Here is a 23787-nt window from a genome sequence, read left to right on the forward strand (position 1 = left end):
CGGGCCCGGTCAGGCCTCGCCGGTGAGCAGGCGACGCGGATTGGCGATGCGGAAGGCGTACGCCGCGGCGCCGCCCAGTCCGAAACCGGGGCTCTGCGGAGGTTCGGCGTAGGGCCGGTCCGAACCCTGGACGAGCACGTCGGTGCCGAGGACGCGGACGACCGCCTCGACGGCGCGCGGACCGTACGAGGAGGTCTCGACGAACACGTCCGGGTCGACCTCCGCGCGGCCCTCCGCCCCGCCACGGGCGGCGAAGCGCTCCCCGTGCAGGGGTGCCAGGCCCGCCAGCAGCGCGAAGCACACCCGCAGGCGCGGATGCCGGGGCCTGCCGAACGCCCGGAACGCGAACCAGGCGGCGTGCATCTGCTGCACGTACGGCACCATCGCGGGCCACCAGCCGGGCCCCGGGGACGCCCCGGCCGCGGGGCCGGGGTGCACGAACAGCGGAAGGCCGCGTACCTCGAGCAGGTCCAGCAGTGGGGCGCACCGCGCGTAACCGGCCGCGTCCGCCAGGGCGTTCGCCGGCAGCTGGAGGCCGGCGAAGCCCCGGTCGAGGACGCCGGCCGTCACATCGGCGTCGATGTCCCGGACACAGGCCGCGGCCCAGGCACCGAAGGGCGCGGGCAGCGCGGCCGCGTCCTCGTGATAGGCGTCGAGCAGCGGCCGCGCCTGCCCGGACGGCAGCCACTCCACACCGAGCGGGGCGGACAGCGAGACCAGTGCCCGGCCGAGGCCGTCGGCCGCCGCCAGTTCGCAGCGCCGGGCGACGTCGTGGTCGGCGCGCGGCACCTCGTAGGGCGGCTCACCGGCGGTGTGCAGGGTCCAGCCGTCGAGGAACGGCGGCTCGGCGCGCGCCCGCAGGGCCGCGACGAACGAGTCGGTCCACAGATGCTGGTGTACGTCGACGTTGGTCACGCGGCTCCTTCCGTCAGGGCGCGCAGGGCGCCTCGTACCTCGTCGGACCCCAGGACGTCACGGCTCACCCGGTCCACGTCCGGTCCGCAGGGCCGGTCGTCGTCCAGGCGCGGGACGAGCTCGCGGATCGCGTGGCGCAGGACGCCGGGCCCCCGCCCGAGGGCGGCGGGCGCGGCCAGGTCCACCGCCTGGGTGGCGGCCAGGGCCTCCACGGCGAGCAGCTGCCGCAGCCGGACGAGCATCGTCGACAACCGCCGCGCGCCGAGCGCCGCGTTGGTCGAGTCGTCCTCGACCCCGTCCGCGCCGTGCCGGGGATCGGTGCACACCGGCGCGGACAGCATGCGGATCTCGGCGACCAGTGCCTGCGCCGTCTTGGCCAGTGGTGCGAAACCGGAACGCTCCGGGCCGTACGGGGAGAGGTTGGCCGGCAGCCCGCTGAGGGCCGGGTCCAGCAGGCGCCGCATGCGCTCGGCGGAGAGCGCCGCGGTCTGTGTCAGGGCCAGCGCGAGGGTGTCGAAGGCCAGGGCGAGCGCCGGGGTGTGGAAGTTGCCCGAGGAGAGGATCTCACCGGTGCCGGCCAGGACCACCGGGTTGTCGCCGCTGCCGTTGAGCTCGGGTTCCAGGGCGGCGTGGGCGAAGTCGAGCGCGGCATGCAGCGCACCGTGCACCTGCGCCGCACAGCGCAGGCTCACCGGATCCTGGACCCGCCGCGCCCGGCGGGGGTCCGTGAGTTCACCGCCGTCGAGGAAGGCGAGCAGTTCCGCGGCCGCCCGGGACTGTCCGGGCGCGGGGCGCAGGCCCAGCACCCGGGCGTCCAGCGGACCGGTGTTGGCCCGGAAGCCCTCGAAGGTGAGCGCCGTGACGGCCTGGGTGAGGGTGAGGACGGCGGCCGCCTCATGGAGGGCGAGGCCGCCCTGGCCGACGGCCAGCGGGCTCGCGCTGCACAGCACGTGTCCGTCCTTCGGGCCCGGCTCGGCGGGTGCCAGCCCGGCCCGCCGCAGCGCCGCCGCGCCGTCGAGCACCTCGCCGTGGAGTTCGGCGCAGCCCTCACCGATGACGACGAGGCCGACATGGGCCATCTGGCACAGGTCCGACGCGCCGATCGACCCCACCTCGGGGACCAGCGGATGGACGCGGGCGTTGAGCATGCCGACGAGCAGTGACAGGATCTCCGGCCGGACTCCGCTGCCGCCGCCCGCCAGGCCGTTGACGCGGGCGGCCAGGGCGGCGCGTACGACGGGGGCAGGCAGCGGGTCCCCGACCGCGTTCGCCCGCCCGCGCACCGTACGCACGCTGAACCGCGCGAGTTCGGCACGCGGAAGCGCGTAGGACGAGCGGCTGCCGAGCCCTGTCGTGAGGCCGTACGTCGGCACCTGGCGGTCGACCACGTCGTCGACGACCGCGCGGTCGCGCGCCAGCCGGGGGAGCACCTCGTCCGCGAGGGCGACCCGGGCCCCGTGCAGGGCGACGGCGGCGACGTCCTCGCAGGACAGGGTGCGCCCGTCGACGATCACTGCTCCGGGACCGGCGGGGTAGGGGCGTGTCATGAGAAACGCAGCTTCTGCCCGAGACCGTGCTCCTGGGCCTTATTGGTCGGGCCGAGCGGGCCGACGGGTCCGTGCAGGACGTCGAAGTGGCCGGTGAAGGCGGTGTGGGGCGTGGGACGTACCCGTGGTTCGATGTCCGAACCGTTCAGGAGCGTGAACCAGACCGGGTCATTCGAGCTCATTCCGGGCGCCTTTTCACTTTCTTCGGATGAACGTAACGCCCCGTTTACAAAAGGGGATTGACTGCAATTCAGCCACGGACAACTCTGCATGAAGATATTCAGTTGGGTAAGGGGCAGCTTTGATCAGATTCGACGCGGTGAGCAAAAACTATCCCAACGGCACCACGGCCGTGGACGAACTGTCCCTGGAGCTGGCCGAGGGAGGCATCACGGTCCTGGTCGGCCCCTCCGGCTGTGGCAAGACCACGACCCTGCGCATGGTCAACCGCATGGTGGACCCGACGGCCGGCACGGTCAGCCTGCGCGGCCGGGACATACGGGAGGTCGCCGCCCCCGAACTGCGCAGGGGGATCGGCTACGTGATCCAGCACGCCGGCCTGTTCCCGCACCGCACGGTCCTGGACAACATAGCGACCGTGCCGCTGCTGCTGGGCTGGGGCAAGAAGAAGGCCCGGGCGCGGGCGGCCGAGCTGCTCGAGCTGGTGGGGCTGCCGGCCGAGATGGCCAAGCGCTATCCCTACCAGCTCTCCGGAGGGCAGCAGCAGCGCGTCGGGGTGGCCCGGGCGCTGGGCGCGGACCCGCCGGTGCTGCTCATGGACGAGCCGTTCAGCGCGGTCGACCCCATCGTCCGGGCTGAGCTCCAGGCGGAGTTCCTCCGGCTGCAGAAGGAGCTGCACAAGACGATCGTGTTCGTCACCCACGACATCGACGAGGCGATCAAACTGGGCGACAACATCGCGGTGTTCCGGACCGGCGGCAGGCTCGCGCAGTTCGACACCCCGGAGCGGCTGCTCGCCCGGCCCGCCGACGACTTCGTGGCCGACTTCGTCGGGCAGGACCGGGGCATCCGACGGCTCTCCTTCGTCGAGGCCGCCGGACTGCCGCTGCGTGAGGGCCCGGTGCTGCCGGTGACCGACCCCGTGGCCGCGGCCCGGGCCCTGGACGAGCCCTGGGTGCTCGTCGTCGACGCCGGCCGGCGCCCGCTCGGCTGGATTCTCGCCGCCGGACTCCCGGACGGCGGAACCCTCGCGGACGCGGCCCTTGCACCGCTCGGCCACACGTTCAGCCTGGTCGGCGACTCGGCGCGGGCCGCTCTCGACGCGGCGCTCCTGTCGCCCTCCCGGCTGGCGGTGGGAGTGGACGCCCAGGGCGCGGTCGCCGGCGTCGCGGACGCGTACGAGCTGTCCGCCGCGATGACGGGAGACGGCGGCGCGGGGACGGGCGCCGCGACCGGAGCGGCCGAGCCGGCCGAAGCTCCGGAGGCGGCCGAGGCGGACAGGACGGCCAAGGTGTCCGGGGCCCGGTCCGCCGAGGACGGCCCGGCCGCGCAGGGCGCCGAGCGCGCCGACACCGCGGGCGGTGGGGACCGATGAGAGACGGAGAACCGCTCATACGGTGGGTGTGGATCGGCGACCACCTCGGTGAACTGGCCCACTACACCGGGGTCCACCTCCGGCTGGGCCTGCTGCCCGTGCTGTTCGGACTGGTCATCTCGATACCCCTGGGCATGCTCTGTCACCGCTGGCGGTGGGTCTACCCGCCGACCCTGACCGCGGCCAACGTCCTGTACTCCATCCCGTCGCTGGCCCTGTTCATGATCTTCGTCCGCTACACGGGCCTGACCGAACGCACCGTCATGATCCCGCTGACCCTCTACACGCTGTCGGTCCTCATACCCAACGTCGTGGACGGACTGGCATCCGTCCCCGAGCCGGTGCGGCAGGCGGCCACCGCGATGGGATTCGGTACGGTCCGGCGGGTCGTCCAGGTCGAACTGCCGATCGCCGTGCCCGTCGTCGTCGCAGGTGTACGGGTCGCCGCGGTCTCCTCCATCAGTCTCGTCGCGGTGGGGCAGCTGATCGGACAGGGCGGCCTCGGCTACTACATCACCCGGGGCCTCCAGCTCGACTTCCCGACCCCGATCATCACCGCGACCGTACTGATCATGCTGCTGGCCCTCGTCACCGACGCGCTGCTGGTCCTGGCGCAGCGGCTGCTCACACCCTGGGCGCGCGGCAAGGGGGCGAAGGCGTGAACGACCTCCTGAACCAGATCCGGCTCGTGGGTGACTGGCTGACGTCGTCCCAGCAGTGGCGCGGGGACGACGGCATCCCGCACCGGCTCACGGAGCACCTCACCTACAGCGGCGTGTCACTGCTGTTCGCGGCCCTGATCGGCCTGACGTTCGGGCTGCTGGTGGGACACACCGGCCGCGGCGCGTTCGCCGTCGCCACTGTCGCGAACCTCGCGCGGGCGATCCCCACCTTCGGCCTGGTCGTCCTCGTCGTGACCCTCGCCGGGCTCAGCACCACTCCCGTGCTGGTCGCCCTGGTGGCGCTCGCGGTCCCGCCGATCCTCATCAACACCTTCGAAGGAGTCCGCGGCGTGGATCCCGACGCCCGGGACGCCGCGAAGGGGATGGGCATGACCGGCTGGGAGGTCCTGCTGAAGGTCGAGGTGCCGATGGCGCTGCCGCTGATCCTGCTCGGCCTGAGGGTCGCCGCGATCCAGGTCGTGGCCACGGCCACCGTCGCCGCGTACCCCGGTCTGGGCGGTCTGGGCCGCTTCATCGTCGACGGGCTCGCCCGCAACGACTACGAACTCGTCATCGGCGGTTCCGCCGTCGTCGTCGCGCTGGCGCTCGTCGTCCAGGCCCTCTTCACCGGGCTGCGGCACGTCGTCGTCTCGCCGGGTCTGCGGCCGTCGGTGAGACGATCCTGAGTCTTCCGGGCCCCATGCCTTCGAAATGCCTTCGAACGTTCCCGAGAGCTCCCGAGGGCTCCCACGAAAGGAAACACCCATGAAAGCCACGTTCCGCGCCACCGCCTTCGGCATGATCGCCGCTCTCTCCCTGACCGCCTGCGGCGGAAGCAACGGCGACGACAACCCGCTGACGGGCGACAGCGGCGACAGCGGAGGCGGCAAGTCCATCGTCGTCGGCTCGGCGAACTTCCCCGAGAACCAGCTCCTCGCCGAGATATACGCCCAGGCCCTGGAGGACAAGGGCCTGAAGGTGACCCGCAAGTTCGACATCGGTGCCCGCGAGGTCTATTACGACCAGGTGGTCAAGGGCGGTCTCGGCGTCTTCCCCGAGTACAACGGCGCGCTGCTGTCCACGGCGGTCGACAAGAAGAGCACCGCCGCCACCACGGAGGACATCAACGCCGAGCTGAAGCAGAAGCTCCCGAAGTCGGTGGAGATACTCGACTCCGCCGCGGCCGAGGACAAGGACTCGGTGACCATCACCGCCGAGACCGCCGCCGAGCACAACCTCAAGACCCTCGCCGACCTGAAGCCGGTCGCGAAGGACATGACCATCGGCGCCGGCTCGGAGTTCAAGACGCGTACGCAGGGCGGGGTGGGCCTCAAGTCGGTCTACGGCGTCGAGTTCGGGAAGTTCCAGCCGCTGGACGCGGGCGCCCAGAGCACCCTGGTGAAGCTGCTGAAGGACGACAAGGTCCAGGCGGCCAACCTCTACACGACCGACCCGGCCATCGTCGAGGACAAGCTGGTCGTCCTGGAGGACCCGAAGAACCTCTTCTCCTCGCAGAACGTCACCCCCCTCGTCTACAAGTCCGCGGTGAACGCGAAGGCCAAGGCGGCTCTCAACGCCATCTCGGCCAAGCTCACGACCGAGGACCTCCTGCAGATGATGAAGAAGCTCGCCAACGACAAGGAGGACTCCGCCGACGTCGCCAAGGAGTGGCTCACGAAGGCCGGCCTGACCGGCTGACGCGACCTGGTCCCGGCACCGGCGGGCGTTCCCTGCTCCCGCGTCAGGTCCCTCAGGGTGAGCCGTTCGTGGACCGGACGGCTCAGCTGTCGCAGCCGATCCCGTCCCCGTCGCGGTCCAGATGTGAGGCATAGCCGGGCTCACCGCGACGCACCGGGGCAGCACCGGCGGCGCGTGCCTCGTCGCAGTTGGCGTAGTACACGGCGCCACCACCACCCGTGACCGAGCCGCTGTCGTCGTCGGATCCGCCACCGGCCGCGGGTCGTGCGGTGACGGTCGCCCGGACGGTCTTCGTCGCCCGTACGGTCACGGTGGCGGCCGGTTCGGGCTCGGCGGCCGCCGTCGCCGTCACGGTCGCAGTGGCCGTGGCCGTGGCGGTCTCCGTGGGCTTCGCCCCGGCGGCCGCCGGTTCGGTCTCACCCTCCCCGCCGGCGCCCGCACCCAGGCCGATGAGGAAGGCGAGAGCGAGGGCCGGCAGTACAAAGCGCTTGCGTGCCCACTTCGGATGCTCCGACACGAATCCCCCAAGGTTGTGCGAGAGGGAACGACCGTAGAGGTGCTGCTGAGGCGCGGCCCAGCACCTGGACAACAGGTGGCCACATTGTGATGGAAGCGTGAAGAGGCGGTCGGTCGGGGGCGGTCCTCGTGCGGGTGCCGTGAGGTGGCCGGCGCGCCGGGGCGGGTGGCGGTGGCGCCGCCCGGCGGCCCGGACGGCGCCGGGCCCGCGTGCGGTAGGGTCTTGACTGCGTCTTCACGTGGTTCGCCACGGCGGGACGCATCGGGACGTGGCGCAGCTTGGTAGCGCACTTGACTGGGGGTCAAGGGGTCGCAGGTTCAAATCCTGTCGTCCCGACAGAGCGAAGGGTCTTCGCAGGCGAGAGCCTGTGGGGGCCCTTTTCGCGTGCGGGGGGCACGGCTCCGCTCAGCATGGCCGGGGGAGGTGTGCGTACCGCTGGCTGGAACTGGTCATCAGCAACGTCCGATATTTCGTTCGTGGTTCGAAGTTTCGGTGCTGAAAATAGAGCCGTGTCCGAAGCCCGTCAATACCTTTGCCGCGAACCCGTGCCGCCGGCCGTCACCGCCAGGGTCCGCATGCTTCCGGCGCGTTACGCAACCGTGACGTCCTCCATGTTGTTGTACCCCTTGACCGGCATGAATTGTTAGCGCTCACAATGACGTCCGCAATCACGAGCCGACTTCCAGGGAGGTACGACCATGGCGTCCACAGCGCCTCAACTCGCCTCCCCGGCAGGCGGCGCAGGGTTCGGAGCGCTTCGTACGGGCCGGATCCGCGACCGGGCCGGACGAAGATCCGCACCCGGTGAACCGGCCGGCCGGCCCGCGGCGAGGCTGCCGTCGGGGCGGGTTGGACCCCGCCCCGCGGGGGCGCCCGGCACGGCCCAGGAATCTTCCGGTACACGACCGCCAAGGAGGTGCGGCCATGGCACAATCTCAGCTTCGGCCGCCCACCATGGCCGATGTCGCGCGACTGGCGGGCGTGTCCCACCAGACCGTCTCCCGCGTGATGGGGGACCACCCCAACGTGCGGGACGAGACACGGGCCAAGGTGCTGCACGCGATCGAGGAGATGGGCTACCGCCGCAACTCCTCCGCCCGGGCCCTGGCCACCCGGCGCACCCGGACCCTGGGTGTGGTCGCCTCGGACACCACCCTCCACGGTCCGGCCAGTACGCTCTTCGCGCTGGAGGAGGCGGCACGCGCAGAGGGTTATCTCGTCTCCACGGTCAGCCTGCGGAAGCTGACCGTCGACAAGCTGTCCGAGGCGCTGGACCACCTCAGTGAGGGCGGGGTGGAGGGAGTCGTCGCCATCGCACCGCAGCGGTCGGCGGTCGAGGCCCTCGCCGAACTGCGCCACCCCTTCCCGGTGGTGACCGTGGGCAGCGGGTCCAAGGTGGTGATCCCCAGCGTCAACGTGGATCAGCATCTGGGGGCCCGTCTGGCGACCGGTCACCTGCTGGCCGCAGGCCACCGCACGGTCTGGCACCTCGCCGGACCCGAGGACTGGCAGGAGGCCGCCGACCGGGCCGAGGGCTGGCGCGCCACCCTCGAAACGGCGGGTGTCGAGCCGCCGTTGATCCTGCGGGGGGACTGGAGTCCGCTGTCGGGCTACCGGGCGGGCCAGGAACTGGCCGGCTGGGTGGGCCGAGGACTGACCGCGGTCTTCGTGGCCAACGACCAGATGGCGCTGGGGGTGTTGAGGGCCCTGCGTGAAGCGGGTGTGCGAACTCCCCAGGACGTCGCGGTGGTCGGCTTCGACGACATCCCGGAGTCGGAGTTCTTCGCGCCTCCGCTCACCACCGTCCGGCAGGACTTCGCGGAGGTCGGGAAACGGAGCATCGCCCTGCTCCTGGACCTGATCGAGGGCCGGGAGCCGTCCGGATCGCTCCGGATCGCCATCGAGCCCCAACTCGTCGTCCGCGCCAGCACCTTCCCGTACACCTCCGACCAGGGCGCCCCTCCCGTCTGACCCAGCACCCCACGGCTGTTCTCCGCGCCCGGGAATGGCCGATATCTCGAACAATGATCGACAGGCTGGACGCTGTGCAGCCTGTCCCGGCGAGTGTCAAGCGCGTACCAGCAGGCCCTTGTGGGCCCGCTCTTCAAAGGAGAAGAACATGCTCAACAGAAGGAACTTCCTCACGGCGGCGGTCGGCGTGGCGGCGGCGGGCGGCCTGGCGGCCTGCGCCAAGGAGGACGACGGTGCGTCGACGTCCGACTCCGGCAGCGGCGGTGGCAAGAAGATCACCCTCGGCTTCTCCCAGGTCGGTTCGGAGAGCGGCTGGCGCAGCGCCAACACCGACTCCGTGAAGGAGGCGGCCAAGGAGGCGGGCTACAACCTCAAGTTCTCCGACGCGCAGCAGAAGCAGGAGAACCAGATCTCCGCGATCCGCAGCTACATCACCCAGGGCGTGGACGTCATAGCCTTCTCGCCGGTGGTCGTCACCGGCTGGGACGCGGTGCTGAAGGAAGCCAAGGCCAAGAAGATCCCCGTGGTCCTCACCGACCGCTCCGTCGAGACCTCCGACGAGTCCCTGTTCGTGACCCTGGTCGGCTCGGACTTCACGGACGAGGGCCGCCGCGCGGCCAAGATCCTGGAGAAGGTCCTCGAGAAGGCCGGCCACAAGGGCGACGTCAAGATCGCGCAGCTGGAGGGCACCACCGGTGCCGCTCCCGCGATCGAGCGTGCCAAGGGCTTCAAGGAGGTCATGGACGCGGACCACAAGGACGACTGGAAGATCGTCGTCAGCCAGACCGGCGACTTCACCCGCGCCGGCGGCAAGCAGGTCATGGCGGCCTTCCTGCAGTCCAACCCGGACATCGACGTGCTGTTCGCGCACAACGACGACATGGGCATCGGCGCCATCCAGGCCATCGAGGCGGCCGGCAAGAAGCCCGGCAAGGACATCCTGATCGTCACGGTCGACGGCGTGAAGGACGGCTTCGTCGCGATGTCCGAGGGCAAGATCAACGCCATCGTCGAGTGCAACCCGCTGCTCGGCCCCCAGCTGATGGAGGTCGTGCAGAAGGTCAAGGACGGCGAGAAGGTCGAGCGCTGGATCAAGACCGAGGAGAGCGACTTCATGCAGGACCAGGCCAAGGACGCGCTCCCCACCCGCAAGTACTGACCGACCGCACCCACCGGCAGGGAGCCTCCGCCCGGCCAGTTCCTCCGCCCGAGGACTGTCCGCGGGGCTCCCTGCGGGCCTGAACGAAATCCATGAGGAGCGCTGCCATGGCAGAGCCGCTGCCCGTCCTGGAGATGACGGGCATAGTCAAAGAATTTCCGGGGGTACGGGCTCTGTCGGGTGTCGACTTCCGTCTCTTCCCCGGCGAGATCCACGCCCTGATGGGCGAGAACGGCGCGGGAAAATCCACCCTCATCAAGGTGCTGACCGGCGTCTACCCGCTCGACGGCGGCACGGTCACCCTCGACGGGGAGTCCGTGCGGATCGACAGCCCGCTGCAGGCGCAGCAGGCCGGCATCAGCACGGTCTACCAGGAGGTGAACCTCTGCCCCAACCTGTCGGTGGCGGAGAACATCTTCATCGGACGTGAACCCACCCGTGCCGGCCGCATCCTGTGGAAGAAGATGCGCAAGGACGCGGCGGAGCTGGTCGACCGGCTCGGCCTCGACATCGACGTGACCGCGCCCCTGTCCTCGTACCCGCTGGCCGTGCAGCAACTGGTCGCGATCGTACGGTCGGTGGGCACCGGCGACAGCGACGGCTCCGGAGCCGGCACCAAGGTGCTGGTCCTGGACGAGCCGACGTCCAGCCTCGACCGCGACGAGGTCCTCGAACTGTTCCGCCTGATGCGGCAGCTCAGGGACGAGGGTGTCGCGATCCTGTTCGTCTCGCACTTCCTCGACCAGATCTACGAGATCTGCGACCGGATGACCGTCCTGCGCAACGGCACCCTGGTCGGCGAGCACATGGTCGGCGACCTCGACCAGGTCGGGCTCGTCCAGCTGATGATCGGCAAGGCCCTGGACCAGCTGGAGGAGCTCCACGACCACCAGTTGCGAGCCGACGTCGGCGAACCGCTGGTCCAGGCCGACGGCCTCGGCAGGACCGGCGCCATCGCCCCCTTCGACCTGGAGATCAAGAAGGGCGAGGTCGTCGGCCTCGCCGGCCTGCTCGGCTCCGGCCGCACCGAACTGGCCCGGCTGCTCTTCGGCGCCGACCAGCCGGACAGCGGCAAGGTCAGCATCGGCGGGAAGCACATCTCGATGAGCGCCCCGAACGACGCGATCGGCGCGGGCGTCGCGTTCTGCTCGGAGAACCGCAAGGCCGAGGGCCTGGTCCCCGATCTGACGGTCCGGGAGAACATCATCCTGGCCCTCCAGGCGTCCCGCGGCTGGACCCGGCCCATCCCGGCCGCCCAGCGCGACGAACTCGTCGCCAAGTACATCAAGGCCCTGGACATCCGCCCCGCCAACCCCGAGGCACGCGTCGGTCAGCTCAGCGGCGGCAACCAGCAGAAGGTGCTGCTCGCCCGCTGGCTCATCACCCAGCCGAAGCTGCTGATCCTCGACGAGCCGACACGCGGTATCGACGTCGGCGCCAAGGCGGAGATCCAGAAACTCGTGGTCTCGCTCTCCGAGGAGGGCATGGCCGTGCTGTACATCGCGGCCGAGCTGGAGGAGGTGCTCCGGCTGAGTCACACCATCGGCGTGCTGCGCGACCGCAAGCTGGTGGCGCAGATCGCCAACGGGCCCGAGATCACCCCCACCCGGATCCTGGAGACCATCGCGAGCGGAGAGCACCAGTGACCACCACTCCCCGATGGCGAGCACTGACCCAGCATCACCTGTTCTGGCCGGTCGCCGTGCTGGTCGTCCTGCTGCTCGTCAACGTTCCCTTCACTCCTGACTTCTTCTCGATCAAGATGACGGACGGCCACCTCTACGGCAGCCTCGTCTCGATCGTGCTGTTCGGCTCGCCGCTCATCCTGGTGGCCGTCGGTATGACCCTGGTCATCGCCACCGGCGGCATCGACCTCTCGGTCGGCGCGGTGGTCGCGATCACCGGCGCACTGACCTGTTCGTACATCAGCGACCAGAACGACCAGGGCGCCCTCTCCGGGGTTCTGCTCGCAATGGCGCTGGGCCTGGTGGCCGCGGTCGTCTGCGGCCTCTGGAACGGCTTCCTGGTGGCCAGGATGGGCATCCAGCCGATCATCGCCACGCTGATCATCATGGTGGCCGGGCGCGGTGTCGCCCAGCTGATCACCGACGGCCAGATCATCACCATCAACAGCGAGCCGTACAAGCTGATCGGTGGCGGCTACTGGCTGACGCTGCCCTTCTCCATCTTCGTGGTGGCCGCCGTGGTCGCCGTCACCGTCGCCCTGACCCGTCGTACGGCCCTCGGCCTGCTCGTCGAGTCGGTCGGCGGCAACGCCGAGGCCAGCCGCCTGGTCGGCATCCGGTCCCGGCGCATCAAGATCATGGTGTACGTGTTCTGCGCGCTGTGCGCCGGCATCGCGGGCCTCATGATCAGCTCCAACACCTCGGCCGCCGACGGCAACAACGCGGGTCTGTGGATCGAGCTCGACGCCATCCTCGCCGTGGTCATCGGCGGCACGTCGCTGCTCGGCGGGCGGTTCTCCATCGGCGGCACGGTCGTCGGCGCCCTGGTCATCCAGACCCTCACCACCACGATCTACACCATCGGCGTGCCGACCCAGACCAACCTGGTCTTCAAGGCCGCCGTCGTCATCGTCGTCTGTCTGCTCCAGTCCCCGAAGTTCCGCGCCAAGGTGTTCGGCGCCGGCGGCTTCGGCGGGAAGCGAGGCGCCAAGCAGGCCACCGCGGCTCCGGCGGAGACCGCCCCGGCGCCCGAGGCCGTTCGCAAGATGGAGGTGTCGTGATGACCACGACCACCCAGAAGCCCCCGGCGCCGGACAGCCGTACGACGAGCAGGATCGCCGGGCTGCTCGGCGACCGCCGCCTGCCCGTCCTGGTGACGGCCACGCTCTTCCTGGCGATGTACGTCATCGGTCTGAGCCGGTACCAGAACTACGGGTTCGGCGAACCGCAGGTCTTCATGAACCTGTTCATCGACAACGGCTATCTGCTGGTCGCCGCCGTCGGTGCCACCTTCGTCATCCTGTCCGGCGGCATCGACCTCTCCGTCGGTTCCGTGATCGGCTTCACGACCATGTTCACGGCATGGCTGGTGGAGCGTCAGGGCCTGCCGATCCTGGTGGTCATACCCATGGCGCTCGCCGTGGGCGCCTTCGGCGGCTTCCTGATGGGCTATGTGATCCACAACTTCGAGATCCAGCCCTTCATCGTGACCCTCGCGGGCCTCTTCCTCTTCAGGGGCCTGTGCCTGGTCATCAGCAAGGAGTCCATCTCCATCAGCGACTCCTCGGTGAGCAGCATGGCGCAGACCCAGGTGTCACTGGGCGGGGCCTTCCTGTCGATCGGGGCCATCATCGCGCTGGTCGTGCTGGCCGCGGCCTTCTACGTCCTGCACTACACGCGCTTCGGCCGCCGGGTGTACGCGATCGGCGGCAACGAGCAGTCGGCCCTGCTGATGGGTCTTCCGCAGGGCGGCACGAAGATCGCCGTGTACACGATGAGCGGCTTCTGTTCGGCGCTCGCCGGGCTGCTGTTCACCCTGTACATCCAGTCCGGTGACCCGCTGCACGCCACCGGCATGGAGCTCGACGCGATCGCCGCCGTCGTCATCGGCGGCACGCTCCTCACCGGCGGGTCCGGCTATGTGATCGGCACCCTGTTCGGTGTCCTCGTCCTCGGTCTCATCAAGAGCCTCATCCAGTTCGAGGGCACGCTGAGCTCGTGGTGGACGAAGATCGCGACGGGCGTGCTGCTCTGCGCGTTCATCCTGATCCAGCGGGCCATGACCAGCCGCAAGAAGGCCGGAGCGGGCGGGACCTGACGGTCCGTCCGTCCGCGGCAGCTCCCACGGCGAGGGGCCATCTCTTCGGAGGTAGCCCCTCGCCGTTTCCGTTGCCGCAGTCGTGGGCGCTGCGAGTGGCGTGGGCGATGCGAAGGGCGTGGGTGAGGTGGATGACGCGGGTGACGCGGCCTCAGGCACGCAGTCCGTTCAGCAGCCGGTCCAGGGCCATCTCCGTCTGTGACCGGGCCTGTGGGTCCCCGGACCGGGCCAGCCACAGCACGGCCTCGTTCATCGCTCCCGACAGCAGACGTGCCAGGGGCTCCACCGGCTGGTCGTCGATGATCCCGGCCTCCACGAGGGCCTGGAGCGCCTCGGTCAGGTGCCGGGCGGAGGACTCCTCGTCCATGGCCCGCCACTCGTCCCAGCCGAGCGTGGTCGGGGCGTCCACGAGCAGGATCCGGCGCACCGCGGGGTCGGACCCGGCGGCCAGGAAGGCCCGGCAGCCGGCCCGCAGTTGCTCCCACGGGTCCTCGTACCGCCCGGCGGCCTCCGCGACGCGCTCGCCCAGTTCGTGCTGCACCTGCGCGACCACGGCCCGGAAGAGTCCCGCCTTGCTCTCGAAGTGGTGGTAGGCGGCGCCCTTGGTGACCCCGGCGGCCCGAGCCACCTCCGCGAGCACCACGTCGTGATAGCCGTCGGCGGCGAACCGCCGCCTCCCCTCGGCCAGCAGCGCCCGTCGTGTCGCCGCCCGCTGCTCGGCCCTGCTGACAGCCATCCGTGCTCCGCCCCTCGAGTTCGCATACCCAGGGTATGTTAACGTCCACTTTCACATACCCCGGGTATGCGAAATGGACCGTGCGTGCGGAGCAGGCACGCCAAGCGGAGGAGAGATGTCATGAAGAGCCGGCTCGGCGGTTTCTACCCGGTGATCGCCACCCGTGACGTGGCGGCGTCGCGCGACTTCTACACCCGTCACTTCGGGTTCGGGACGACCTTCGAGGCGGACTGGTACGTGAGCCTGCGGCACACCGCCGTCCCGCGGTACGAACTCGCCCTGCTCGACCACACCCACCCGAGCATCCCCGAGGGGTACCGCGTCCCCGTCCGGGGCGGCCTTCTGCTCAACTTCGAGGTCGACGACGTGGACGCCGAGCACCACCGGCTGGTCGAGGGGGCGGGCCTGCCCGTACTGCTCTCCCTGCGCACGGAGGAGTTCGGGCAGCGCCACTTCATCGTCTCCGCGCCGGACGGGGTGATGGTCGACGTGATCACCCCGGTCCCGGCCACCGGCGAGTACGCCGGGCAGTACGTCGAGGGCCGGGGCGAATGAAGGCGGCGCCCGGGGCTCAGAGCCCCGGGCGCCGCCTTCTGCGGGTGGTGCGCCGACTGTCAGCCGAACACGATGCCGTAGGCCTTCGTGCCGGTGCGGTTGTCGTAGACGACGTCGCCGGTGGACTTCTTCCAGATCCTCATGCGGTAGGTGTCGGGTGAGTCGGTGATGGTGATGCGGAAGGCGTATCCGTCCTTGCCGTCGACCTTGCCCGAGCCCTGGTACTGGGCCTCGTCACGGGTGACGACCAGCCAGTCGGAGCCGGTGGAGCGGAACGACAGCTTGCCGGCCGCGTAGTCGAAGGTCGCGTTGCCGCTGGGGACGGTGTCCTTCGCCTTCTTGTACGCGGCGCCGAAGGAGAAGCCCGCCAGGCTCGTCAGCTTCGGATTGGCCGGGTAGGAGCCGGCCGGCGAGGAGATGACACCGACGCCGGCGATCGGACCGGCCGAGCGGTCGTAGACGACGAGTTCGGGCAGCCGGGTGCTGTCCTTGCCGCCGTCGTCGTCCGTGACGGTGACCACCGGACGGTGGATGCCCGCCTTCCGGTAGGTGTGCGTGGCCTCGCAACCGGTGGCGGTGACCTTGCCCGCGGCCGGTTCGGTGCCGTCCTTCCAGTCGACCGTGCAGGTCTGGGTGTCCTTGGAACCCAGGTCGGTGAACAGGGCCTTGACGGTCGCGGCCCTGTCGACGGACACCGCGGAGGCGGGACCCGTCGCCGAGGTGATCACCGGGGCCGAGTTGTCCACGGTGACGGTGAGCGTGTCACTGCCGCGGCCACCGGTCAGCGTGACCTCGTACGTGCCGTTGTCGGTGCAGGTGATCGACGTGAGGACGGCGTCGGGGTCGGCGAAGGTGCAGGGCGCTCCGGCCTCCACCGTCCACTTCGGCCTGCCCGCCCCGGAGATCGTGCCGGTGACGGGGATCGCGCCGCCCTCGGTGCCCATGGCGTCCGGGCCGGCCCGGACCACGGTGACCGGGTCGATGCTCGACAGCGTCGGGACGACCTTCTTGATCAGCCCGTCGGCGTCGAACTCCAGCTTGTCGATGGTCGTTTCGCGGTTCGTGCCGTCTCCGCCCGGGATGGCGAAGCGGTGGTAGGCGACGTACCAGTCGTCGGTGTTCGGCACCTTGACCACCGAGTGGTGGCCGGGTCCCTTGATGCCCAGCGACAGGTCCTTCTCCAGGATCACGCCCCGCTTGGTCCACGGGCCCGTGGGCGAGGAGCCGGTCGCGTAGGCGACGCGGTAGTTCTCGTCCCGGGTGTCGTTCTCCGACCACATGAAGTAGTAGGTGCCCTTGCGCTTGATGACGAAGGTGCCCTCGTTGTAGCCGCTGGGGGTCATGTCGGTGACCTTCGAGGCGTCGAAGGAGACCATGTCGTCGTTCAGCGGGACGGCGTACGCCCTGCCGTTGCCCCAGTAGAGGTACGGCGTGCCGTCGTCGTCGGTGAAGGCCGCCGGGTCGATCATCTGGCCCGGGTACTGGCCCGCCTTCAGCAGCGGCTTGCCCAGCGCGTCCTTGAACGGGCCCGTGGGCGAGTCGGACACGGCGACACCGATGTTCGCGTCGGCGCAGAAGTAGAAGTAGTACTTGCCGTTCCGCTCCTCGATCGCCGGTGCCCAGGCCCTGCTGTCGGCCCAGCTCACGTCGGGACCGAGGTCGAGGATGACGCCGTGGTCCTTCCAGTGCACCAGGTCCTTGGAGGAGTACGCCTTGAACTGCGTGCCGCTCCAGCCGGGGAAGCCGTCGGTGGTCGGGTAGATGTAGAAGGTGTCGCCGAACCGCGCGATGTTCGGGTCGGCGTTGAGACCCGGCAGCACCGGGCTCTTCATCTCCAGGGCCCGGACCGTCCAGGTGCGCTTCTCGCCGTCGGAGCCGGTCACCTCGTACTTCACCGGTTCGGTGAAGTCGTGCAGGGTGCCGGAGGCGGGGCTGATGGTCGCGCCGTGGGCGAGGCCGAACTCCGGTGCCAGGGCGGTGACATCACTGCCCTCGGCCAGCGGGAGGGTGATCCTGCTGTCCGCGTCGTCGATGATCGCGTCGACCTTGAGCGCGGGGTGGGTCGCCGAGGCGATGCCCGTGGTGTTCCCGCTCAGCTCCAGGACCTCGGTGGGCGACAGGGCCCGGTTGTAGATCCGGAAGTCGTCGACCTCGCCGCCGAAGTACGGGTCGGGGCCGTACATGGACCTGCCGATGTAGCCGGAGTAGCCCTTCGACGCGTCGTACAGCTCGGACGGCTTGATGGTGACGCCGGTCGCCCGGGCCGCCTCGACGCCGTCCACGTAGAGGATCGCCGTCCCGGTCGCGCTGTTCACGGTCACGGTGACGTGCTGCCACGTGCCGGGGGTGAGCCGCGAGCCGCCGGTCATCTGCTTCTCGCCCGACCAGGTGGCCTTGGTGATCGCGGAGAACAGCTTGCCGCCGCCGTTGGACGGAGTGGCGAAGAGGTACTTGTCGCTGTCGGGGCCCAGGCCGAAGAGCCACTGGAAGTTGTCCCCGCCCTTCCACTTGGCGTACGTGGAGACGGTGACGCTGTCGGCGCCCTTCAGCACGCCGTTCGGGATCCTGACGTACGGCGAGTCGGAGCTGCTGGAGCCGCCCGACATCCTGAACGAGCCGCCGTCCACGCCGGTCCCGAAGTCGGGCGTACGGACGTAGGTGCCGTGGTAGCCGTGACCGCTGGAGTCACGGGCGATGCTGCCGCCGCTCTCGTCGAAGTCGTAGCGCAGGAGCAGGTCGGCCGGGACCTCGGGGCCCTCCGCCGAGACCGTGACCTCGGCCTCGGCCCTGAGGGAGGCGCCGTCCGGCAGGCTGCCCTTCACCGTGAAGGTCCCGGCCTGCGCGTACGCCGACGCGGGGACGTCGTCCCAGGTGACGGAGACCGGCCGCTTGACGCCGTCGGCGTACTCGGCGATGACCGTGGCGGGCAGGACCGGTGCGTCACCGATGCCCGTCGTCACCTCGACGTCCTCGACGGACTCGACGAGCTGGTCCGACTGGTAGGCCTTCAGCAGCCGGTCGTACTCGGCCTGGGTGACCGGAAGCACCGTGCCGTGGCGGGGCTTGGAGGGAAGGTCGTAGCCCGTGGACGGTGTCCACTGGCCCGAGGCGAGATCCGTCGTCTCGAAGGGGATGTAGCCGCGGCCGCCGAACTCGTCGAGGAACGCGTACCACTTCTCCTCGGTGTTCGACTTGAAGACCAGCGGGCCCTCCGCCGCGTTCATCGCGCCCTTGCCGATGCCCTCGGCGACGAAGTCCCAGGAGGGGGAGAGGATCGAGTCGCTCTTCTCCTGGAAGATGAACTTGCTGTTGGGCGTCGAGGACGAGTTGTTCCGCTCGTCCTTCGAGAGGCGGAAGTACGTGTCGTCGTGCTTGATCACCGTGGAGTCGATGACCGAGTAGCCGCGGTCGATCCAGACCTTGGGCTCGCTGAAGGTGTAGAAGTCGCGGGTCGTGGCGTACATCATCCGGTTGTACGTGTCGCCGGTGTGCCCGGCGTTGTCGTACAGCTTGGACGCCCAGAAGACGACGTACTCGCCGAGCTTCTCGTCGTAGTACGCCTCCGGCGCCCAGGTGTTGCCTGCGCTGTCGGGCGAGACCTTGACCAGCCGCTGGTCGGTCCAGTTCACGAGGTCGGTGGATTCCCACACCATGATGGACTTGCTGCCGGTGCGCTGGGACGCGTCCCAGTCGCCGTTGCCGTAGATCCGCAGGTCGGTGGCTATCTGGTAGAACTTGTCGCCCTCGGGGGAGCGGATGATGAACGGGTCGCGCAGGCCCTTCTCGCCCAGCGTGGACGTGAGGACGGGCTTGCCCTCGTTCAGCTCCCGCCACTTCAGGGGGTCGTTGCCCTTGCTGAGGGCGGCGTAGAGCTGTTCGCCGTCCGAGGTGCCCTCGCCGGTGAAGTAGCTGAACATGTAGCCCTTGAGGGGCGCGGCGGCGGGGAGTTCGGGCACCTTGGCGGTGACGACGCGGGTCGCCTTCGCGGCGCCCTTGGTGACGGTCGCGGTCAGCTCGACGGTGGTGTCGCCCTCGCCGTGCGCGGGGCGGCGGACCACACCGGCCGCGGAGACGACGTCGGGATCCGCCGAGGCCCAGGTGACCTCGGTGCCGTACGTGCCGGTCTTCGGCAGGGTGAGGTTGCCGCGCGCGTCGTCCAGGTTGTGGACGCTCAGCGCCTCGGCGGCCCGCTCGGTGGCCGTGGAGTCGTCGAAGGCGGCGGGGACGGTGATGTCGAAGGTCTTGGTGCCGGTCACCGATCCCTTCTTCAGCGTCGCGGTCAGTGTCGCGTGGCCGTCCGGTTCACCGGCGGCGGGGCGGGTGACGGCGCCGGAGTCCGACACCACGGAGGGGGTGTCGCTGTCCCAGCTGATCGAGGAGCCGCCGGCCGGGCCGGTGGCGGGCAGGGTCAGGTCGGAGACGACGGCGCTGGTGTCGCCGAGGGTGAGCGCGGCCTTGTCGTCGGCGACGCCCCGGGTGGCGACGGGGAGGGAGAGCTGCTCGACCTCCGAGCCGGCCAACGCCCGGTCGTAGACCCGGAAGTCACGGAGGCTGCCCTTGAAGAGCTTGTCCCCGGGGTACACCGACTTGCCGAGGTAGTTGGCGGTGGTGGTGCCGGACCCGATGGAGCCGGGCGTGATGGTCACCGCCGTGTTGCGGGCCACCTCCACGCCGTCCTCGTAGAGCACGCCGGTGCTGCCGGTCTGCGTGTACGTGAGCTGCTTCCAGACCGCGCGCGTCAGGGTGCGGGCGGGGGAGGGCTGGGTGGTCTGTTCCGTCGACCAGTTGCCCGACGCGATGGACGTCCGCAGCGTGTTGCCGGTGGTGAACAGGTAGCCGTTGCCGGCGGAGCCGCTCGTGTTGCCGAAGCCGTAGATGAAGTAGGGGGTGGACTGGGTGGAGTCGACCTTCACGTCCATCGAGACGGTGACCGAGTTCATGCCGCTCAGGACGTTGTCCGGCACCTTGACGAAGGTGTCGGAGCCGTTGAAGGCGAGTCCCTCACCCGAGCCCGACCAGGTGGGGCTGCCGTTGACCGTGCCGGTCCGGTTGTTGCCGGAGGCGTCGGCCACGGTCGTGCCGGATGCGGCGTCGAGCTTGTACCAGAGGGCCAGGCCGTCGGTGACGTCCGCGCTCTGGGCCGCGTGTGCGGGAGCGACGGGGCCGATGACACCCAGGAACAGTGACGCGGCGCTGAGGCCTGCGAGCTGCCCCGCCCAACGTCTCGCGCGGCTGCGCGGTGTCGCGAATTGCATCGTTCGGAACCCCTTGCTGAGACATGGCGGAAGGAAAGGGGGAAGTGCGAGGTCTCAGCAGTGGGCACTCTGCCGTTTCTTCTGTGTGACGTCGCGTTGCGAGAGTGTCAATCGGTGCGTACGGGGGCGTCAAGAGGTATCGAACAATGTCCGACAGGTCGAACGAGATCTTTCGCCGTGCGCCCATCGCCGCAGGTGGGCCGGTAGTTGACGGCACGTTCGACGGGCCGACCGGTCGTGGGTTCACGGGACGGAAAGCCAACCGGAACCAAATGTGTCAGAACCGTTGACGCGTACAGGTCGCGTCCCTATCTTCTGGTCGAAGTTACGCACGCTGTACGGGATTTCGAACAGCGTGTCCAGGAGAAGGGGAACCCGTGTTCCGAATCCGCCATTGGGCCACTCTCGTGGCAGCGCTGCTCCTGATACTGGCCTCCGCCGCCACGCAGCCCGCCACGGCCGCGGAGGGACGGCCGTACACGAACCCGGTCAAGGCGCAGAAGGGCGCCGACCCCTGGGTGGAGTACTACAACGGCAACTACTACCTGGTCACCACCTCGTTCACCGGTGTGCTGACCATGCGGAAGTCGCCGACCCTGGCCGGGCTGTCCGTGGCGCCCAGTGTGCAGGTCTGGAGCGACACCACCGCCACGCGCAACACCAATGTCTGGGCGCCGGAGCTGCACTTCCTCGACGGCAGGTGGTACCTGTACTACTCCGCGGGGCAGAGCGGTGTCGCCTGCTGCGATTCCCAGCGCACCCATGTCCTGGAGAGCGCGGGCTCCGACCCGATGGGCCCGTACACCTACAAGAACCAGCTCAGCGGCTCCAACCTCACGCCCGGGGGCTGGCTGATCGACGCCAGCGTCCTGAAGCACGACAACAAGCTGTACCTGCTCGGCAGCGGCTTCATCAACGGCAGTACGCAGAGCATGGTCATCGCGCCGATGAGCAACCCGTACACGCTGAGCAGCTCCACCTTCAGCATCATCTCCAGCCCCACGCTGAGCTGGGAGACCTCCGGCGGCGCCGTCAACGAGGGGCCCGAGCCGCTGTACCGGGGCGGCCGCACCTTCCTCACCTTCTCCGCCAGCCACTGCCAGACCGCGGACTACAAGCTCGGCCAACTCGAACTGACCGGCACCAACCCGCTGCTCGCGTCCGCCTGGACCAAGAAGCAGACCCCCGTCTTCCAGCGCAACGACGCGGCCGGCGTATACGGCCCGGGCCACAACGGGTTCTTCAAGTCCCCGGACGGCACCGAGGACTGGATCGTCTACCACGCCAACAACTCCGCGAACGGCGGCTGCGGCAACGGCCGGACCACCCGCGCCCAGAAGGTCACCTGGAACGCGGACGGCACACCGGACTTCGGTACCCCGGTCGCCCTCGGAACCACGCTCCCCGGCCCGTCCGGCGAGACGGCGGCGACCCCGACCGCGTACACGCTGGTGAACCGCAACAGTGGCAAGTGCCTGGACGTCGAGGGCGGCAGCACGGCGGACGGCACCAACATCTTCCAGTGGACCTGCACCGGCGGCGCCAACCAGAAGTGGCGGATCGAGGACCTCGGCGACGACACCAGCCGGCTCGTCAACGTCGCGACCGGCAAGGTCATGGACACCGCGGAATGCTCCACCGCCGACGGCGCCGACCTGCGGCAGTGGTCCTGGCTGAACAACAAGTGCCAGAAGTTCCGCCTCGTGTACACCGCGACCGGTGACCACGTGCGGATCGTCAACGAGAGCACCGGGAAGGTCGCGGACGTCGCCGACTGCGGTACGGCGAACGGCACCGACGTGCGCCAGTGGAGATGGCTCGACAACAACTGCCAGCAGTGGCAGTTCAGGCCCACGACGTGAGCGACATGCATGACGCGACCGGCTCGCCCGACGTGGCCGACGCATTCGACGTGATCGAGAGGAAAACAGTGAGACGCACGATCGCAAGGGTGTTCACGGCGCTGCTCGTCACCCTGGCCGCGCTGACCTCCGGCATCGCCGAGGCCGCGGCCCCCGCCTCGCCCGCCGTGACCTACACCAACCCCGTCGCCGAACAGCGCGCCGATCCGCACATCTTCAAACACACGGACGGCTACTACTACTTCACCGCGACGGTGCCCGCGTACGACAGGATCGTGATGCGCCGGGCCACCACCCTCCAGGGGCTGTCCACGGCCGCCGAGACCACCATCTGGACGAAGCACGCCAGCGGTGAGATGGGCGCCCACATCTGGGCACCGGAGATCCACCTCATCGGCGGCAAGTGGTACATCTACTTCACCGCCGGCTCGTCCAACGACATCTGGAAGATTCGCCCGTACGTCCTGGAGTCCAGCTCCGCCAACCCGATCACCGGCACCTGGACCGAGAAGGGCCGCATCGCGCTGCCGCTGGACACCTTCTCCCTCGACGCGACGACCTTCACGGTCGGCAGCACCCGCTATCTGAGCTGGGCGCAGAACGACCCGGCGGTCGGCGACGGCACCAACATCTACCTGGCGAAGATGTCCAACCCCTGGACCATCAGCGGCAGCCCGGTCATGATCTCCCGGCCCACCAACGCCTGGGAGAAGATCGGCCACACCGTCAACGAGGGCCCGGCGGTCATCCAGCGGGGCGGCAAGGTCTTCATGACCTTCTCGGCCAGCGCCACCGACGCCAACTACTGCCTCGGCCTGCTCACCGCGTCCGCCTCCGCCGACCTGATGAGCGCGGCCTCCTGGGTCAAGACCCCCAACCCGGTCTTCACCAGCAACGCCGCGACCGGCCAGTACGGTCCCGGCCACAACACCTTCACCACGTCCGAGGACGGAAAGTCCGACATCCTCGTCTACCACGACCGCAACTACAAGGACATCAGCGGCGACCCGCTCAACGACCCCAACCGCCGCACCCGCTACCAGAAGCTGTACTGGAACACCGACGGCACTCCCAACTTCGGCATCCCGGTGGCCGACGGGATCACCCCGGTCCGCTTCTCCTCGTACAACTTCCCCGACCGGTACATCCGGCACTGGGAGTACCGCGCGAAGATCGAGCCGAACGTCACCAACCTCGCCGACTCCCAGTTCCGTGTCGTGACCGGTCTCGCCGGCACCGGGACCGTCTCCCTCGAATCGGCGAACTTCCCCGGCTACTACCTCCGCCACCGGAGCAACGGCGAGGTCTGGGTGGACAAGAGCGACGGGAGCACGGCCTTCAAGAGCGACGCCACCTTCTACCGGCGGGCGGGTCTGGCCGACACGTCCGCGGGCGTCTCCTTCGAGTCGTACAACGTCACGGGAAGCTACCTCCGGCACTACAACTACCTGCTCGTCACACAGCCCGCCGACACGGCGACGGCCAGGGCGGACGCGACGTTCTACGCCGAGTGACACCGGCGGCCCCGTCCCCAGGGCGCCCGGGCGCGAGTTCAGCTCGCGCCCGGGCGCC

18 protein-coding genes and 1 tRNA gene are annotated in these 23787 nt (G+C 69.5%); 13 read left to right on the top strand and 6 right to left on the bottom strand.

Features of this window, described 5'->3' with window-relative positions; genetic code table 11:
• Positions 1 to 9 precede the first annotated feature (9 nt).
• Genes KUF83_RS33470 through KUF83_RS33480 form a run of 3 tightly spaced genes read right to left on the bottom strand, consistent with a single transcriptional unit; the run spans position 10 to position 2644 of the window.
• Complete coding sequence (locus tag KUF83_RS33470) at positions 10 to 915, bottom strand: amidohydrolase family protein (RefSeq protein ID WP_217458767.1); 906 nt, start codon at positions 913 to 915, stop codon at positions 10 to 12.
• On the bottom strand, positions 912 to 2462 hold the full coding sequence (gene hutH / locus KUF83_RS33475) for a histidine ammonia-lyase (protein ID WP_217458768.1): 1551 nt from the start codon (positions 2460 to 2462) through the stop codon (positions 912 to 914). The genes KUF83_RS33470 and hutH overlap by 4 nt, the downstream gene beginning before the upstream one ends.
• Positions 2459 to 2644: a hypothetical protein gene (locus tag KUF83_RS33480; protein ID WP_217458769.1), complete on the bottom strand. Its 186-nt coding sequence runs from the start codon at positions 2642 to 2644 to the stop codon at positions 2459 to 2461. Before KUF83_RS33480 ends, hutH begins: the two co-directional genes overlap by 4 nt.
• A gap of 119 nt (positions 2645 to 2763) precedes the next feature.
• Between KUF83_RS33480 and KUF83_RS33485 the strand changes: the two genes are divergently transcribed.
• From KUF83_RS33485 to KUF83_RS33500, 4 genes are all read left to right on the top strand, one after another.
• On the top strand, positions 2764 to 4017 hold the full coding sequence (locus KUF83_RS33485; RefSeq protein WP_217458770.1) for an ABC transporter ATP-binding protein: 1254 nt from the start codon (positions 2764 to 2766) through the stop codon (positions 4015 to 4017).
• Positions 4014 to 4679 (top strand): ABC transporter permease, encoded by a 666-nt coding sequence (locus KUF83_RS33490; RefSeq protein WP_217458771.1) that lies wholly within the window; start codon positions 4014 to 4016, stop codon positions 4677 to 4679. Before KUF83_RS33485 ends, KUF83_RS33490 begins: the two co-directional genes overlap by 4 nt.
• Positions 4676 to 5365 (top strand): ABC transporter permease, encoded by a 690-nt coding sequence (locus KUF83_RS33495; RefSeq protein WP_217458772.1) that lies wholly within the window; start codon positions 4676 to 4678, stop codon positions 5363 to 5365. Before KUF83_RS33490 ends, KUF83_RS33495 begins: the two co-directional genes overlap by 4 nt.
• Before the next feature lie 79 nt (positions 5366 to 5444).
• Positions 5445 to 6377: an ABC transporter substrate-binding protein gene (locus KUF83_RS33500; RefSeq protein WP_217458773.1), complete on the top strand. Its 933-nt coding sequence runs from the start codon at positions 5445 to 5447 to the stop codon at positions 6375 to 6377.
• A gap of 82 nt (positions 6378 to 6459) precedes the next feature.
• Here the strand turns inward: KUF83_RS33500 and KUF83_RS33505 are convergent, their stop codons facing one another.
• Positions 6460 to 6894 (bottom strand): excalibur calcium-binding domain-containing protein, encoded by a 435-nt coding sequence (locus tag KUF83_RS33505; protein WP_217458774.1) that lies wholly within the window; start codon positions 6892 to 6894, stop codon positions 6460 to 6462.
• A 262-nt stretch (positions 6895 to 7156) separates the two neighbouring features.
• Here KUF83_RS33505 and KUF83_RS33510 point away from each other — a divergent pair.
• The 6 genes from KUF83_RS33510 to yjfF all read left to right on the top strand — a co-directional run bounded on the left by KUF83_RS33510 (position 7157) and on the right by yjfF (position 13807).
• Positions 7157 to 7230: transfer RNA gene (locus KUF83_RS33510), tRNA-Pro, on the top strand.
• 588 nt (positions 7231 to 7818) lie between these two features.
• On the top strand, positions 7819 to 8865 hold the full coding sequence (locus KUF83_RS33515; RefSeq protein WP_217458775.1) for a LacI family DNA-binding transcriptional regulator: 1047 nt from the start codon (positions 7819 to 7821) through the stop codon (positions 8863 to 8865).
• 148 nt (positions 8866 to 9013) lie between these two features.
• On the top strand, positions 9014 to 10024 hold the full coding sequence (locus KUF83_RS33520) for an ABC transporter substrate-binding protein (RefSeq protein WP_217458776.1): 1011 nt from the start codon (positions 9014 to 9016) through the stop codon (positions 10022 to 10024).
• Between the two features lie 107 nt (positions 10025 to 10131).
• Positions 10132 to 11670 (top strand): sugar ABC transporter ATP-binding protein, encoded by a 1539-nt coding sequence (locus KUF83_RS33525; RefSeq protein WP_217458777.1) that lies wholly within the window; start codon positions 10132 to 10134, stop codon positions 11668 to 11670.
• Entirely contained in the window at positions 11667 to 12770 is a 1104-nt protein-coding gene (locus KUF83_RS33530; protein ID WP_217458778.1) for an ABC transporter permease, read from the top strand. The genes KUF83_RS33525 and KUF83_RS33530 overlap by 4 nt, the downstream gene beginning before the upstream one ends.
• A complete protein-coding gene (gene yjfF / locus KUF83_RS33535) occupies positions 12770 to 13807 on the top strand; it encodes a galactofuranose ABC transporter, permease protein YjfF (RefSeq protein ID WP_217458779.1) in 1038 nt (345 codons plus the stop codon). Before KUF83_RS33530 ends, yjfF begins: the two co-directional genes overlap by 1 nt.
• Before the next feature lie 151 nt (positions 13808 to 13958).
• On the opposite strand, the gene KUF83_RS33540 is transcribed toward yjfF, so the two are convergent.
• The gene (locus tag KUF83_RS33540; protein ID WP_217458780.1) at positions 13959 to 14543 is read right to left on the bottom strand and encodes a TetR/AcrR family transcriptional regulator; all 585 of its coding nucleotides are present in this window, start codon (positions 14541 to 14543) and stop codon (positions 13959 to 13961) included.
• Positions 14544 to 14663: 120 nt separating this feature from the next.
• Between KUF83_RS33540 and KUF83_RS33545 the strand changes: the two genes are divergently transcribed.
• Positions 14664 to 15098, top strand: a complete 435-nt coding sequence (locus KUF83_RS33545) for a VOC family protein (protein ID WP_217458781.1) — start codon at positions 14664 to 14666, stop codon at positions 15096 to 15098.
• A gap of 59 nt (positions 15099 to 15157) precedes the next feature.
• Here the strand turns inward: KUF83_RS33545 and KUF83_RS33550 are convergent, their stop codons facing one another.
• Positions 15158 to 20353 (bottom strand): family 43 glycosylhydrolase, encoded by a 5196-nt coding sequence (locus KUF83_RS33550; protein ID WP_217458782.1) that lies wholly within the window; start codon positions 20351 to 20353, stop codon positions 15158 to 15160.
• Positions 20354 to 20730: 377 nt separating this feature from the next.
• On the opposite strand from KUF83_RS33550, the gene KUF83_RS33555 reads away from it, so the two are divergent.
• Together KUF83_RS33555 and KUF83_RS33560 are read left to right on the top strand one after the other, a co-directional pair.
• Complete coding sequence (locus KUF83_RS33555) at positions 20731 to 22215, top strand: family 43 glycosylhydrolase (protein ID WP_217458783.1); 1485 nt, start codon at positions 20731 to 20733, stop codon at positions 22213 to 22215.
• 5 nt (positions 22216 to 22220) lie between these two features.
• Positions 22221 to 23729 carry a family 43 glycosylhydrolase gene (locus KUF83_RS33560; RefSeq protein WP_217458856.1) on the top strand — a complete coding sequence of 503 codons (1509 nt, stop codon included), beginning with the start codon at positions 22221 to 22223 and terminating at the stop codon, positions 23727 to 23729.
• Positions 23730 to 23787 lie beyond the last annotated feature (58 nt).

It is taken from the genome of Streptomyces sp. BV286, from assembly GCF_019090165.1.
Taxonomy (GTDB): Bacteria; Actinomycetota; Actinomycetes; order Streptomycetales; family Streptomycetaceae; genus Streptomyces.